Annotated in this window: 10 protein-coding genes and 1 pseudogene; 4 read left to right on the plus strand and 7 right to left on the minus strand. The window is 71.7% G+C overall.

Annotation, left to right across the window (positions count from 1 at the left end):
- Nucleotides 1-57 precede the first annotated feature (57 nt).
- Together ACIBK3_RS16365 and ACIBK3_RS16370 are read left to right on the plus strand one after the other, a co-directional pair.
- The gene (locus tag ACIBK3_RS16365; RefSeq protein ID WP_399366065.1) at nt 58-1,821 is read left to right on the plus strand and encodes a glycosyl hydrolase family 28-related protein; all 1,764 of its coding nucleotides are present in this window, start codon (nt 58-60) and stop codon (nt 1,819-1,821) included.
- A gap of 105 nt (nt 1,822-1,926) precedes the next feature.
- Nucleotides 1,927-3,204 carry an alginate lyase family protein gene (locus ACIBK3_RS16370; protein WP_399366067.1) on the plus strand — a complete coding sequence of 426 codons (1,278 nt, stop codon included), beginning with the start codon at nt 1,927-1,929 and terminating at the stop codon, nt 3,202-3,204.
- Between the two features lie 166 nt (nt 3,205-3,370).
- Here the strand turns inward: ACIBK3_RS16370 and ACIBK3_RS16375 are convergent, their stop codons facing one another.
- From ACIBK3_RS16375 to ACIBK3_RS16395, 5 genes are all read right to left on the minus strand, one after another.
- The gene (locus ACIBK3_RS16375; RefSeq protein WP_399366069.1) at nt 3,371-5,098 is read right to left on the minus strand and encodes a GAF domain-containing protein; all 1,728 of its coding nucleotides are present in this window, start codon (nt 5,096-5,098) and stop codon (nt 3,371-3,373) included.
- Nucleotides 5,099-5,278: 180 nt separating this feature from the next.
- Entirely contained in the window at nt 5,279-5,980 is a 702-nt protein-coding gene (locus tag ACIBK3_RS16380) for a response regulator (protein ID WP_399366071.1), read from the minus strand.
- 299 nt (nt 5,981-6,279) lie between these two features.
- Nucleotides 6,280-8,664, minus strand: coding sequence for a phosphoketolase (locus ACIBK3_RS16385; protein ID WP_399366073.1), 2,385 nt, complete (start codon nt 8,662-8,664; stop codon nt 6,280-6,282).
- Nucleotides 8,665-8,820: 156 nt separating this feature from the next.
- Complete coding sequence (locus tag ACIBK3_RS16390; RefSeq protein WP_399366075.1) at nt 8,821-9,261, minus strand: pyridoxamine 5'-phosphate oxidase family protein; 441 nt, start codon at nt 9,259-9,261, stop codon at nt 8,821-8,823.
- A 266-nt stretch (nt 9,262-9,527) separates the two neighbouring features.
- Complete coding sequence (locus ACIBK3_RS16395; protein WP_399366077.1) at nt 9,528-10,253, minus strand: helix-turn-helix domain-containing protein; 726 nt, start codon at nt 10,251-10,253, stop codon at nt 9,528-9,530.
- A gap of 625 nt (nt 10,254-10,878) precedes the next feature.
- Here ACIBK3_RS16395 and ACIBK3_RS16400 point away from each other — a divergent pair.
- Nucleotides 10,879-11,343 (plus strand): annotated as a pseudogene (locus ACIBK3_RS16400) (Crp/Fnr family transcriptional regulator).
- Nucleotides 11,344-11,401: 58 nt separating this feature from the next.
- On the plus strand, nt 11,402-12,040 hold the full coding sequence (locus tag ACIBK3_RS16405; protein ID WP_399366079.1) for a CBS domain-containing protein: 639 nt from the start codon (nt 11,402-11,404) through the stop codon (nt 12,038-12,040).
- A 40-nt stretch (nt 12,041-12,080) separates the two neighbouring features.
- Here ACIBK3_RS16405 and ACIBK3_RS16410 read toward each other — a convergent pair whose 3' ends face one another.
- Together ACIBK3_RS16410 and ACIBK3_RS16415 are read right to left on the minus strand one after the other, a co-directional pair.
- A complete protein-coding gene (locus tag ACIBK3_RS16410) occupies nt 12,081-12,431 on the minus strand; it encodes an ArsR/SmtB family transcription factor (RefSeq protein WP_399366081.1) in 351 nt (116 codons plus the stop codon).
- A 199-nt stretch (nt 12,432-12,630) separates the two neighbouring features.
- Complete coding sequence (locus ACIBK3_RS16415) at nt 12,631-14,340, minus strand: SulP family inorganic anion transporter (RefSeq protein WP_399366083.1); 1,710 nt, start codon at nt 14,338-14,340, stop codon at nt 12,631-12,633.
- Between the last annotated feature and the right edge of the window lie 180 nt (nt 14,341-14,520).

A 14,520-nucleotide genomic window follows, 5' to 3' on the forward strand; every position in this document is an offset into this window, starting at 1 on the left:
GACGCAGATCTGAACGTCGTTCATATCCATGAAAAATCATGGGAGGAGCGAGCGGGCATGAGAGACGTGCACACCGGTGCCATGGGCACCCGCAATGTCATGGGCATGACTAGGAGGTCCTTGCTCGGAAGTGCCATCGCCGTGGTGGCCGGCGCCGGCACCGCTGCGGCAGTCGGCTCAGGTACCGCGGCAGCTGCCGGCTCGGGTAGCGCGGCTTCGACCGGTTCAGGTGCCGCACCGGTCGTCCCCGCCCTGTGGCGGGAGTTCAGCCACACACCCTTCACCCACCCGCAGATCCCGTACATCGGCCGGGCCGGTTACCGCGGCGGAGCGGTGCGCTTCGCCCGCCGACCCGTCGTCGTCGACGTACGCCACTTCGGTGCCGTGGCGGACGGCACTACCGACTCCGCCCCCGCCATCAACCGTGCCATCGCCGCCGCCGGCAGGGCCGGCGGTGGCACGGTCACCATCCCGCCCGGCGTGTTCCGCATCGACGACGTCATCCGCGTCAACCGCTCGAACGTGGTCCTCAAGGGCGCCGGCAGCGGCCGTACCACGCTGTTCGCGACAAAGAACCTCACCGAGCTGATCGGCGTGTACGGCTCCCGCTACGGCGGCGACAAGTCGTCCTGGTCGTGGGCGGGCGGCCTGATCTGGCTGGCCCCCGAAGCCCGCTGGGCCTCCCTCGTCGCCGCGATCCGAGCCAAGGCATGGCCCTTCGAGGGCTGGACGGGCAACCGGCGCGACGAGTGGCGCACGCTCACCACCGTCGAACCGGCGCGGCAGGGCTCCTGGACGGTCACGGTCGCGGACCCCTCGTCGCTGCGGCCCGGCGCCCTGGTCCTCCTCCGGCTCGCCGACGACGCGGACCACACCCTCCTCGAGCACATGTCGGGCGGCGGCCCGGGTCCGGAGGCCTATGTCTGGGACGACAAGACGAAACTGACGTCGTACGTCCCCTACGAATGGCCCGTCCGCATCGCCGGCGTCCGCGGCCGGAAGGTCACCCTGGAACGCCCCCTCCCGCTCGACGTACGTCCGGAGTGGAATCCCCAACTGACCACCCACGTCCAGGAGTTGTCCGGATCGGGGGTCGAGGGCCTGACTCTGGAAGCGGTGGAGACCCCGCAACAGCAGCACCTGCTGGACAAGGGCTACAACGGCGTCGTCCTGCAGTGCGCCTACGACTGCTGGGTGGACGACGTGACGGTCCGCCACGTCGACAACGGCTTCGGCCTGGTGGCCGCCTCCGCCTGCACCCTGCGCCGTACGCGCGTCACGGGCCGCGGGTCCCACCACCCCTACTTCTGCCGTGAAGGGTCGCACGACAACCTCATCGAGGACTTCGCGATCGAGGAGCGCACCAGCCCCGCGCCGTCGAACACCCAGTTGCACGGCATCAATGTCGAGGGTCTCTCCTCGTACAACGTCTGGTCGCGCGGCGACATGCGGATGGGCACCTTCGACAGCCACCGCGGCCTGCCCTTCGCCAACGTCCGCACCGACATCACCGTCGTCAACAACGGCCGCCACGGCGGTGACGCCAGCGCCGGGCCCCTGTTCGGCGCCCGCTTCACCCACTGGAACATCCGGGTCACCAACGACCGGGCGGGCCTGATGAAGATCGACGGCCTGGCACCGTACTCCGCCACCGTCGGCATCAACGAGGTCCGCGAGTTCGACCAGATCGACGTGCCCGATTTCACGGGCGATCTGCACACCCGCCTGGAGCTGTACGCCAGCCCGCATCCGGTACGGCCGCACAACCTCCACCAGGCCCAGCGCGAACTCGGGCACGCGGCCCCCGCACCCAGGGCCTGACACCCAGGACATCTCCGGGACCACACCGGGGCTCTCGGCGCCCGCGGCCCTGAACACGGATCACCCAACCGGGGGTTCACCTACTTGAACGGAGTGGACTGACTGATGAGCGCAAGACGACGCCTGGGCACCCTCCTGGCGGCCCTGGCCGCGTTCACCGCCGCGGCCGCCCCCACCGCCTCGGCGGCGGTGACGGCACACCCCGCGCCCAAGGCCCCGCACACCGCCGTCCTGGACGGTGCCCGTCTGCAGCAGACGAAGATCCGCGTGGACCGTGGTGATCCACAACTGCGGGGAGCCGTCCGGGCGTTGAAGAGCCGAGCCGACAGGTGGCTGGACCAGGGGCCCTGGACGGTGGTCGACAAACCCAGGCCCGCTCCCGGCGGCGACGTCCACGACTACCTCAGCCAGGCCCCGTACTGGTGGCCCTCCCAGCCCCCGACCTCCGACAACCCCTGGGGCTGCCCGTACGTGCAACGCGACGGCGAGCGCAACCCCGAGGTCGACTCGGGCACCGACCGGCAGGACGTCGAAAAGACCTTCGACTCTTCCTACGACCTGTCCCTCGCCTGGTACTACACCGGCGACAAGCGGTACGCCGAGAAGGCCGGGCAGATCCTGCGCACCTGGTTCCTGAACCCGGCCACCCGGATGAACCCGAACCTGAACCACGCCCAGTTCATCCCCTGCAAGTACGACGGCCGCGCCATCGGCATCATCGACTTCTCGCAGTCGTACACCAGCGTTCTCGACGCGATCGCCATCCTGGACAGCGGCGCCCCGGGCTGGACCGGGACGGACCGCGGCGGCATGAAGAAGTGGAACACCGACTTCCTCAACTGGCTCACGACCAGCGACTTCGGCAGTCAGGAAGCCGCCGCCACCAACAACCACGGCACCTTCTACGACATGCAGCTCGCCGGTCTCGCCTACGCGACCGGCGACCGGGAACTGGCCCGCCGCGCCGTCCTGGACGCCCGGAGCAAGCGCATCGTGCCGCAGATCCAGGCCGACGGCAGCCAGCCCCAGGAGCTGGCCCGGACCCGGAGTTGGCACTACTCGACCTTCACCCTGGTCGCCTACAGCCGGCTCGCGGCCATCGGCCGGCACGTCGGCGTGAATCTGTGGGCCTATCAGGGTCCCGACGGGCAGAGCCTGTTCAAGGCGGTGGACTACCTGCTGCCCGCCGCGACGGCAGCCGCCGCCTGGCCGCATCCGGAACTCGAGTTCCACCGGTACGCGGCAACGGACGTCGTGCACGCGGCTGCCGATGCCGGAGACCCGCGCGCACAACGAGCCGTTCGGTCACTGGAGGCACCACCCGGCGGCGATCTGTGGGCTCTTCGCCCGGCAGCCGAACAACTGGACTCCATCGCGGGCTGACCAGGCCGTAACTTCGGGAGAGAGCAGGGCAGTTCGGACCGACCCCAAGCATCATGGCACGGCATCAGTGAACACCCCGACTGCTGCTTCCAGTGATCGGGAGGCCTTGAGGGCGATGCACCACGGCATCGCCCTCCCTGGCGTGCCTGCCGCGTGAACATCGCGATCACCGTCCAGAGGGCTCGTCCGTCACCGGCACCCGCCACACCAGCACGGTCCCGCCACCGGCCGGGCTGCCCAACTCCAGGCCCCCGCCCAGCTGCTGGGCCCGTTCGGCCAGGTTGCGCAGACCGCTGCGGCGGCCCTCGGGCGGGATTCCGACGCCGTTGTCGGCGACCGTCAGCCGCACCTCGCGACCGTCGGTCTCCAGGACCACGTCGGCACGGTCGGCACGGGCGTGCCGGGCAACATTGGTCAGCGCCTCGGACAGCACCGCCACCACCTGGTCCGCGATCCGGCCGGGGATCTCGGTGTCCACCAGTCCTTCCATCCGCACACCGGGAGCAAAGCCGAGCACCGCGGCGGCCTCACCGGCCACCCGCACCACGCGGGCCCGCAGACCGGATCCGGCGGTCCCCTCACGCGACCGCAGCCCGAAGATGGTCGACCTGATGATCTTGATGGTCTCGTCGAGGTCGTCGACCGCCCTGGACACGCGGTCGGCGGCCTGCGGATGCTCGATGAAACGGCCGGCGCTCTGCAAGGTCATCCCGGTCGCGAACAGCCGCTGGATCGCCAGGTCGTGCAGGTCCCGGGCGATCCGGTCACGGTCCTGGAGCATGGCGATGTGCTCGCTGTCCCGCCGGCGTTCGGCGAGCTCCATCGCGATCGCCGCCTGCGCGGCGAAGGCCTGCAGCGGTTCGGTCTCCTTGTGCGTGAACACCGGCCGGCCCGCCTCCCGCACCAGCAGGACGACACCCCGCACGCTGTCCCCCGCCCCGACCGGCACCGCCACAGCAGGCCCGAGGCCGGTGAAGCGCGGCGAGGCCACCGCCACCCGCTCGTCGCGCGTCACGTCCGGGGTGTCGAGGGGAGCGCCGGTGCAGAAGGCGCGGCCCATCAGGCTGCCCTCCACCGGCAGCACGAGCCCATGGTGGTCCTCAGCACCCTGACCGATGGCCAGTTCCACCACCAGCGAGTCGGCGTCCTCCACCGGCATCGCCACCACCGCCAGCGCGGACGCGGTGATCTCCCTCGCCCGTTGCGCGATCAGTCCCAGCGCGTCGGCGCGATCGCTCCCTGACATCAGACTGTGGGTGATCTCGGCGTTCGCCCGCAGCCACCGCTCGCGCAGCCGGGACTCCTCGTAGAGGCGGGCGTTGTCGATGGCGACGCCCGCCGCGACCGCCAGGGTCGACAGAACCGACTCGTCCTCCTCGTCGAACTCCGCCCCGCCCTGTTTCTCGGTCAGGTAGAGATTGCCGAAGATCTGGTCCCGGACCTGGATGGGGACGCCGACGAAGGTGTTCATCGGGGGGTGGTGGGGCGGAAAGCCGTAGGAGGAAGGGTGGTCGGAGAGCTTCGTGAGCCGCAGGGGCTCGGGGTGGCGGATCAGCTCGCCGAGGATGCCGTGGCCTTCCGGGAAGGGACCGATCCGGGCGATCTCCTCGTCACTCACCCCGACCGTGTGGAAGGCGGACAGCCGCTTTCCGTCCGGTCCGATCACGCCGAGGGCCGCGTACTGGGCGTCGACCAGTACGGCCGCTGCCTCGACGATGCTGTTCAACGCCTGTTCGAGGTCGAGTTCCCGGCCCACCGAGAGCACGGCCTCCAGGAGGCTGTGCACCCGGTCGCGGGTGCCGCGGGCCGCGTCGATGCGGGCCTGCAGCTCCTCCAGCAGCTCGTCCAGCTTGAGCTGCGGCAGCCGTACGCGAGCCTCCTCAGGGCTTCCCACCGGTGCTTCTCACGTCCCCTCGGCGGCTGACAGGCGACCGTTGCGGTCATCTGCCACGGTAACGGTCCGAGGAGCCGGACGGTGAGGAATCGGTCCTGGTCATCCCGCAGAAGGACGGGCTGGGAAGGACGGGCTCCGTCGAGCCCGCGGTGGTGCGGTCCGGCCCTCGGAGCTCGCGCCTCAGTGGCCTTCGTGCCTCAGCCGGTCCTCTGCCTGGGTGGCGATCACCGCGGCCTGGATGCGGCGCTCCACCCCGAGCTTGGCGAGCAGTCGGGAGATGTGGTTCTTGACGGTCTTCTCGGCGAGGTAGAGCCGCTGGCCGATCTGGCGGTTCGTCAGGCCCTCGCCGATGAGAGCGAGGATCTCCCGCTCGCGCCCGGTCAGGCCCGGCAGCGCGTCCGGCTCCGGTTCCCTGGTCTGCTCGCCGCGCAGCCGGGCCATCACCTTCGCGGTGGCGCTCGGGTCGAGCAGGGACTGGCCCGCGGCCACCGTACGGACCGCCGAGACCAGGTCGGAGCCCTTGATCTGCTTCAGTACGTACCCGGACGCCCCGGCCATGATCGAGTCCAGCAGGGCCTCCTCGTCGTCGAAGGACGTCAGCATCAGACAGGCCAGCTCCGGCATGCGCGATCGCAGCTCCCGGCACACACTCACCCCGTCGCCGTCGGGCAGCCGGACGTCGAGCACGGCCACCTGGGGGCGCAGGGCGGGGACCCGTACGAGTGCCTGCTCCACCGTGCCGGCCTCGCCGACCACGGTGATGTCCGGCTCGTCGTTCAGAAGGTCGTGGACGCCTCGGCGTACCACCTCGTGATCGTCCAGCAGGAAGACCCGGATCGGTCCGCCGGTACCGGGCGTACCGGGCCGCTCGCTGTCCGCCATCGGATGCTCCTTGTCGGGAGTGCGTCGTGTGCCGTGGGCCGCGCTCCGGACCGGGCCGCGGCTCCTGCGGGAGATCCTTCTCGTTTCCGGGCCGGACGGCCAGGGCCGGTCGGCCCTGTTTCGTCCGCGGATCACCCCCCGCCTTCTTCCGGAGGGGCGCACGGGTCGCACACCGGTCGGTCGGAGCAACTGCTCAGGTCCGCGGGCTGATCGCCCTGGGGTGGCGGCTGTGGCAGCGACGTGAAAAGGTCCGGGCACCGCCGCTCTCGCAGGGCGGTGCCCGGGGCCGGGCGGGCCGCTCAGCCGTCCCAGGTCCAGTCGGCGACCTCCGGCAGATCGGTGCCGTACTCGCGGATCCAGCCGTGGTGGCGCAGCCGGGTGTCCTCCATCCGCTGCCGTACGGCAGCGGCGCGCACCGCGAGGCCGGGGACGCGGTCGATGACGTCCATGACCAGCCGGTACCGGTCGAGGTCGTTGCGGACGACCATGTCGAACGGCGTGGTGGTTGTGCCGATCTCCTTGTAGCCGCGCACGTGCAGGTGGGCGTGGCCGGCCCGGCGGTAGGCCAGCCTGTGGATCAGCCACGGGTAGCCGTGGTACGCGAAGATCACCGGTTTGTCGGTGGTGAACAGGGCGTCGTACTGCGCGTCGGGCATGCCGTGCGGGTGCTCCTCGGCGGGCAGCAGCCGGGCCAGGTCGACGACGTTGACGACCCGAACAGCCAGCTCCGGCAGGTCGCGGCGCAGCAACTGGGCGGCGGACAGGACCTCCTGGGTGGGGACGTCGCCCGCGCAGGCGAGCACCACGTCCGGCTCCCGGGTGCCGTCCTCGGTGCCGGCCCAGTCCCAGACCCCGGCGCCGCGGGCGCAGTGCACCGTGGCCTGGTCCATGGACAGCCAGTCGTAGCAGGGCTGCTTGCCGGCGACGACGACGTTGACGTAGTCGCGGCTGCGCAGCACGTGGTCGGCCACGGAGAGCAGGGTGTTGGCGTCCGGCGGCAGGTAGACCCGCACCGCCTCGGGGCTCTTGTTCAGGATGTGGTCGACGAAGCCGGGGTCCTGGTGGGAGAAGCCGTTGTGGTCCTGCCGCCACACGTGTGAGGTCAGCAGGTAGTTCAGGGAGGCGATCGGGGCCCGCCAGGGCAGGCGCCGGGTGGTGCGCAGCCATTTGATGTGCTGGTTGACCATCGAGTCGACGATGTGCACGAAGGCCTCGTAGCAGGAGAACAGTCCGTGCCGGCCGGTGAGGAGATAGCCCTCCAGCCAGCCCTGGCAGGTGTGCTCGGAGAGGATCTCCATCACGCGGCCGTGGCGGTCGAGGTCCTCGTCGACCTGGAGCGTCTGGGCCTGCCACGCCTTGCCGCTGGCCTTGTAGACGGCCTGCAGCCGGTTGGACGCGGTCTCGTCCGGGCCGACGAGCCGGAAGTCGCGCCGGTCGGCGGTGCCCCTCATCACGTCCTGGAGCAGGTCGCCGAGGACTCGGGTGGGTTCGTGCAGGGTGGCGCCGGGCTTGTCGACGTCGACCGCGTACTTCTCCAGCGGCGGCATGGGCAGCTCCCGCAGCAGCAGGCCACCGTTGGCGTGCGGGGTGGCGCCCAGTCGCCGGGTGCCCTCGGGGACGCAGGCCAGCACCTGCTCGCGGGGGCGGCCGTCCTGGTCGAAGAGCTCCTCGGGACGGTACGAACGCATCCAGTTCTCGAGTTGGCGCAGGTGGTCCGGGTTGTCGCGGACGGCGGCCAGCGGGACCTGGTGGGAGCGCCAGGTGCCCTCCACCGGCAGCCCGTCGACCTCGGCGGGCCCGGTCCAGCCCTTCGGGGTGCGCAGCACGATCACCGGCCAGCGGGGGCGGTCGGTGGCGCCGTTCTCGCGCGCGGCGCGCTGGAAGGCGGAGATCCGGTCGAGCGCGGTGTCCATGGCCTCCGCCATGGCGCGGTGCACGGCCATCGGGTCGTCGCCGGTGACGTGGATCGGGTCGTGGCCGTAGCCGCGCAGCAGCTCGTCGAGTTCGCTCTCGGGCAGCCGCGCCAGCACCGTCGGGTTGGCGATCTTGTAGCCGTTGAGGTGCAGGATCGGCAGGACCGCGCCGTCGTGGACGGGGTCGAGGAACTTGTTGGAGTGCCAGGAGGCGGCCAGCGGCCCCGTCTCCGCCTCGCCGTCGCCGATGACGCAGGCGACCACCAGGTCCGGGTTGTCGAGGGCGGCTCCGTAGGCGTGCGAGAGGGAGTAACCCAGCTCACCGCCCTCGTGGATGGAGCCGGGGGTCTCCGGCGCGACATGACTGGGCACCCCGCCGGGGAACGAGAACTGCTTGAAGAGGCGGCCCATACCGGGCGCGTCCCGGGTGATGTCCGGATAGGTTTCCGTGTACGACCCCTCCAGCCACGCGTTGGCGAGGACGGCCGGGCCGCCGTGGCCGGGGCCCCACACGCACAGGGCGTCCAGGTCGCGGGCCTTGATCACCCGGTTGAAGTGGGTGTGCACCAGGTTGAGTCCCGGTGATGTGCCCCAGTGACCCAGCAGCCGCGGCTTGACGTGCTCCGGGCGCAGGGGCTCGGTCAGCAAGGGGTTGGCCATGAGGTAGATCTGGCCCACGGCCAGATAGTTCGCGGCGCGCCAGTGGGCGTCCAGGGCGCTGAGCTCCTCCTCGGTGAGCCGGGCCGACGCCTGCTGCGTGTCGACGGACATGGGGGATCCCTTCCGGATCGGGTGCCGATCGGGTGTCGATCGGGTGCTGTGCGCGTGCCTGGCGGACGTACAGGCCGTCCATGCCTTCCACCATCGGTGGCTCGACGGGTACCCGACAGGGCCGACCGGACCACTGCGGTGGGGCCTCTCGGATCGTCAGGGCGTGAGATCCACCCCGTAGAGCGTGCGCACGCCGGCGAGTTCCCGCCCGGTGACCAGTTCGGGCCCGATGCGGACGAAGACCTGCCGGGGCGAGGGCACCCAGGAGCGCGGGCCGCCGCGTGCCAGCCGTTCGTGTTCGACGGGGTCGGTCACGACCGTGGCCGGGCCGGTGACGACGACGCTCCAGCCCGAGTGGGCGGCCGCGTCGATCTCATCCACCTCGAAGGCGACCACCGTGCTGTCGACGGCACGGACCAGTTCCGAGGTGGCGGAAGCGCACAGCACCACCGCGTCGTCGCGGTCCAGACAGAAGGTGACCGGCAGGACGGCCGGCAACGCCTGGCGCGTGTGCACGATCCGGCCGACCGGCACCTTGGCCAGCAGACGCAGGCACTCCTGCCGTCCGAGTTCACGGAAACCGTCGTTGCTGTACATGACCAGTCCGTCTTTCGCCCGATGTCGCGGGGTGTGGTGTCGGTCCATCCTCCGGCGGGCGGGGGACGGGGGTGAGGGCCCGTCGGTCCCTCCTCGGCCGGAGACCGGTCCCGCCCGGCGGGTCCGGGGGGCGGCCGGCGCGGTCCCGGAGAAGGGCCGCGCGATACCCGAGAACGTCCGTACGGTCCTCGAGACCGGCCGTGCGTTGTCCTGGACGGGCCGTGCGTTGTCCTGGACGGGCCGCGCGCTTTTCGGGACAGGCCCCGTCACACCGTGATCCGGCGCCCGGTGACGGCATCGGGTTCGATACGGATCCACAGGTCCCGTTGCCCTCCGGCCCAGGGCGCGCTGTAGACCCGTTCCGTGAGTCGGTGTGCCTCGTCGGGTTCGGTCACGGCGTGTGCCTGTCCGCGCACCAGCACGCTCCAGCCCCGGCTCAGGGTGTCGTCGACGCTGTCGGCCTCGAAGGCGACCCGGTGGCCGGACGCCTGGGCCGGTGCGGTGCCGGCGGCCGTACGGAAGACGATTGCCCCGTCGACGACGCCGTAGTTGACCGGCACGACGAGCGGACCGGCGGGCGTGGTCATCGCCAGCCTGCCCACCCCGTGCGTGCTGAGCAGATCCCGGCACTCGCGCTCGGTCAGCTCGGTGAACTCGACGCTGCGGGCGGCCCGCCCGTGGCCGGGAGGCAGGTCGGCACTGCCGCCGGCGAGCTCGGAGGCGGTGGTGCCGAGGACACCGGCCAGCCTCAGCAGGGCGCCCCGGTCCGGCGAGGCGGCAGGGCGCTCCTCCAAGTACCGGAGGTAACTCGGCGCCATCTCCGCCCGCAGCGCCGTCTCCCGCCGGGTGAGTCCCAGCTCGGCACGCCGTCGGGCGATGCGACGCCCGAGGTCACCGCGAGGCGCTCCGTCGCCCCTCTCCTCCTCGATTCCGGGATCCGGCACGTCCTTCCGGGCGGGCTGCCCAGGACCGCGAACCACGTGAGCGCTCATGACCATCGCCGCCTTCTCGAACGGTTCCACCGCTCCGGGCCCGTGTGGCACCGGGTCCGGAGCGGTTCCGGGGATCCCCCGTCTCCAGCCTCTCCCCCGGCCCGCCGGCCCCGCTTGGGCCGTTCGGCCCTCCTCGCCGACCGGACGGACCCTGTGGGCACACCCGAGCCGCGGCCGAAACAAAGGGTCCGGCCGGCCCGCCCGCCGGGGGGCCGAACGGCCCTTCCCGCCTCCCGTCCCTTCTCGCTGCATGTCCGCAACACTCGCCAGGCCCGCGTTCCGCCACGCGATGCGCAGCGTCGACGGCACGACCGTCGTCGAGCTGCCCGGCGCGATGAACCTGGCTCGGGCCTGCTGAACAGGGCGCGCGACCGCACTGCGGTACGACACGGCCGCCTCGGGTTCGCCCGCGCTGTCCCCGCCTGACCGGGGCCCTGGTCCAGAGCGAGGCTCTGGTTCGGACGGCGACGACACCCGTGGCACGGAAGTCCCTGAGCGCGCACAGGGCACCGGCCCACTCACATGGGGTGCCGGGCGGCCCCGGGCCCAGGGCCGAGTGGCCCATGGTGCGGGCCGGTGCACGGGGCCGACGGTGGAAGCGGACCACCTATCCGTGGAGGCAGCCATGAACGTTTCCGTCACTCCGAGCCTGCTGCGAGGGCTGCCGACCGAGCACCGGAACCGGTTGATGTGCCTCGCCCGCGAGGTCGACATCCCGTAGGGCGGCCGCCTGTTCGAGGAGGGGCGGCGAGCAGACCGTTTCTGGATCATCCGCAGCGGCAAAGTGACCCTCGACATGCATGTGCCCGGACGCCGCTCACCGGTCATCGAGACGCTGGGTTCCGGGGATCTCGTCGGCTGGTCCTGGCTGTTCGAGCCGTACGTCTGGCAGCTGGGCGCCCAGGCCGTGACACCGGTTCGCGCCCACGAGTTCGACGCCGTCGCCGTACGTCTGCTGGTCGCCGACGACCCGGACTTCGGGCGGGCCGTGGAGCACTGGGCCGGCCGGGTGCTGGCGCACCGTCTGCACGCGACCCGCATCCGCCTGCTCGACCTGTACGCCCCCTACGGCAGCGGCACCACGCTGTGAACCGGTCGACCCCCCACCCGTTGGCGGCCCGTCAGCCGCCCGTGTCCAAGGAGGCACGATGTCGTCCGACACCCCGCGCTCGCCGCGCACCGTGAGCGACGTGATGACCCACGCTGTCGTCGCCGTCGGCCGGGACGCCCCCTTCAAGGAGATCGTGGAGTTGATGGACCGGTGGAGGGTGAGTGCCCTGCCGGTGCTGGAGGGCGAGGGCCGGGTCGTCGGTGTGGTCTCGGAGGCCGATCTGCTGGCCAAAGAGGAGTTCCGCGACCACGACGGCCGGATGAGTGAGCTCGCCGACCTCGCCAAGGCCGGGGCGGTGACCGCGGGCGAGCTGATGAGCACTCCGGCCGTCACCGTGCACGCAGACGCGCTCCTCGCCGAGGCAGCCCGCATCATGGCGCGCCGCCGCGTCAAGCGGCTCCCGGTCGTCGACGCGGTGGGCATGCTCCAGGGCGTGGTCAGCCGCAGCGACCTGCTCAAGGTTTTCCTGCGCCCCGACGAGGATCTCGCCGACGAGATCCGGCACACCGTCCTCAGCCACGTGGCGGCCGCGTCGGATGTCACCCTCACCGTGGAGGGCGGCGTCGCCACCCTCGGCGGAGCCCTGAGCGACAGAGCGCTGGTCCCGGTACTGGCGCGGGCCGTCCGCGCGGTCGAGGGCGTGGTCGACGTCCGGTTCGACGTCGCGCGACAGTGATCCCGGACGGCCGGCACACCACCACCGCCACCGCCACCGCCTAGGCCGACGGACGGGACGTCCCCCGGCCGGAGCGCAGGTCGGCGAGGAGTTCGGCCTGGCCTGCCAGGACCCCGGAGAGGATCGTCCGGGCCACTTTGAGCAGTTCGGCCACGTGCGGACTGGTCAGCGAGTAGTACACGGCCGAGCCTTCCTTACGGGAGACGACCAGGTTGGCGCGGCGCAGCACGGCCAGTTGCTGGGACAGGTGCGCGGGCTCGATGCCCACCTCGGGCAGCATCTCCGCGACCGCGTGCTCCCGCTCACTGAGCAGTTCCAGGACGCGGATGCGCGCCGGGTGACCGAGCGTTTTGAAGAACTCGGCCTTGAGCTGGTAGAGCGGCGTACTCATCGCGTTCTCCCCCTTCGGTCCCCGGCGCGTCGCGTCCGGCCTCTCGTCACCCGCATGCCGACCATCTTCGCCTGCCGGCCCCGGGACGGGATCCGCGGCCCGCAGACACGGCTGCCGTACCGGCCGAGCCCGGGCGCACCGTGCCGCGGCCTGACCCCGTACCTCCCTCGCGGCTCCGTATGGGCTCTGATCACAGCGTTCACGAGTCGGCTCCTCGGCCGGCCGTGCCCCGCGTCCCGGCGGTCGGTGCCGGTATCAGCCCGACCGTCTCCAGGTGGCCCCGGGCCGCCCGGATCGCCTCGGGTGTATCGGCGTACTCCCGGCCCTCGGCGCGGAGCAGCCCCAAGGCGCCCACGGCGTCGAGAGCCGGGAGCTGGGCGGGTCGTATGCCGGAGGCCATGACGACGATGCCCCGCCGGTGGAGCTTGGCGACGGCGTCCTTGAGGACCAGGGCACCGGTGGCGTCGACGGTGGTCACCCGGGACATGCGCAGGATGACGACGCGGACGTCGGCGACCTCGCTGAGCTCCAGCAGGAAGCGGTGGGCGGCGGCGAAGAACAGCGGGCCGTCGAGGCGGTAGGCCACGATGTGCTCGGCGAGCAGCGCGTGCTCCTCCTCGGTGTGGTCGCCCGGGTCGAGCGGCACCTCGTCGAGCCGGGCCTGCTGGGCGACCGCGCGCAGTGCCAGTGCGCCCGCCACGAGGAGCCCGATGATCACGGCGTACACCAGGTCGAGAGCGAGGGTGGCGGCGGCCGTGAGGACCAGGGTCAGCGCGTCCGAGCGGGTGGCGCGGGCCAGGGCGAGCAGCGAGCCGACCTCGATCATGCGGATGGCGGTGGCCAGCAGGACGCCCGCCAACGCGGCGAGCGGGACCTTCGCCACCAGCGGAGCGGCCGCGAAGACGACGGCCGCGAGGATCGCGGCGTGGGTGAGTGCGGCCAGCCGGGAGGTGGCTCCGGTGCGGACATTGACCGCGGTCCGGGCGATCGCGCCGGTGGCGGGGACGCCGCCGAACAGCGGTGCCGCGATGTTGGCCAGGCCCTGGCCGAACAGTTCCCGGTCCGGGTCGTGCCGCTGGCCCACGGTCATACCGTCGGCGACCGAGGCGGACAGCAGAGACTCCAGCGCGGCCAGGGCCGCCACGGCGACCGCGGGGGCCAGCAGAGTCCCGAACCGTCCCGGGTCGAGGAAGGCCAGTGATGGCGCGGGCAGTCCAGCCGGCAACTCGCCGATCGGCCGGGCGTCGCGCAGGCCCGCCACCTGCACCACGACCGTGGCCGCGGCCACCGCCAGGAGGGAGAAGGGCACGGTGGGCCGCCACCGGCCCCCCAGCAGCATGGCGGCGGCCACCGCGCCCGCGAGCCCGATCGCGGTCCAGTTCGGCTCCCGCGCGAACTCCACCGAAGCCCGCCAGGCGACCACCAGCACCCGATCCCCCTCGACCCCTCTCACGCCCAGGGCGTTCGGGATCTGCTGGAGGCCGATCACGCAGGCGATCCCGAGCGTGAAGCCCTCCACGACCGGCGCGGGGACGTAGCGCATGTAGCGGCCGGCCCCCATGACCGCCAGCGCGACCAGCATCACGCCGGCCATCAGCCCGACGGTCAGCACGCCGCCGGCTCCGTGCTCGGCGACGATCGGTACCAGTACGACCGTCATCGCACCGGTCGGGCCGGACACCTGGAGGTTGGATCCGCCGAACACCGCCGCGAGCGCCCCGGCCACCACCGCCGTCGCCAGCCCCGCCGCCGCTCCCAGCCCTGAGGAGACGCCGAAGCCCAGGGCCAGCGGCAACGCGACGATCGCGACGGTCAGTCCGGCGAGGAGGTCCCTTCGCGGGCTGCGGCACACGTCCGCGAGATCGGAGCGGTCGGGCAGCAGCACCCTCAGCCGGTGCGTCACGGACACAGCACTCCTCGACCCGCCTTTCGGATGCCCGCCCCATCGGCGTGCGACCTCCACAGCATGTATCGACTTGCGAAATTTGGCAATTCGTAATATTCGATATCTCGCATGCTTCGCACCGATCCACGGTGCGCCCGCCCCGGCCCGCGCGTACGGTGCTGGCTGGACGACCCACAACACAGT

The organism is Streptomyces sp. NPDC050287 (genome assembly GCF_044459385.1).
Classification (GTDB): Bacteria; Actinomycetota; Actinomycetes; order Streptomycetales; family Streptomycetaceae; genus Streptomyces.

Coding starts and splice junctions, on each gene's coding strand:
- ACIBK3_RS16365 (WP_399366065.1), top strand. CDS start 58: ATGAGAGACGTGCACACCGGTGCCATGGGCACCCGCAATGTCATGGGC.
- ACIBK3_RS16370 (WP_399366067.1), top strand. CDS start 1,927: ATGAGCGCAAGACGACGCCTGGGCACCCTCCTGGCGGCCCTGGCCGCG.
- ACIBK3_RS16380 (WP_399366071.1), bottom strand. CDS start 5,980: ATGGCGGACAGCGAGCGGCCCGGTACGCCCGGTACCGGCGGACCGATC.
- ACIBK3_RS16385 (WP_399366073.1), bottom strand. CDS start 8,664: ATGTCCGTCGACACGCAGCAGGCGTCGGCCCGGCTCACCGAGGAGGAG.
- ACIBK3_RS16390 (WP_399366075.1), bottom strand. CDS start 9,261: ATGTACAGCAACGACGGTTTCCGTGAACTCGGACGGCAGGAGTGCCTG.
- ACIBK3_RS16395 (WP_399366077.1), bottom strand. CDS start 10,253: ATGAGCGCTCACGTGGTTCGCGGTCCTGGGCAGCCCGCCCGGAAGGAC.
- ACIBK3_RS16405 (WP_399366079.1), top strand. CDS start 11,402: ATGTCGTCCGACACCCCGCGCTCGCCGCGCACCGTGAGCGACGTGATG.
- ACIBK3_RS16410 (WP_399366081.1), bottom strand. CDS start 12,431: ATGAGTACGCCGCTCTACCAGCTCAAGGCCGAGTTCTTCAAAACGCTC.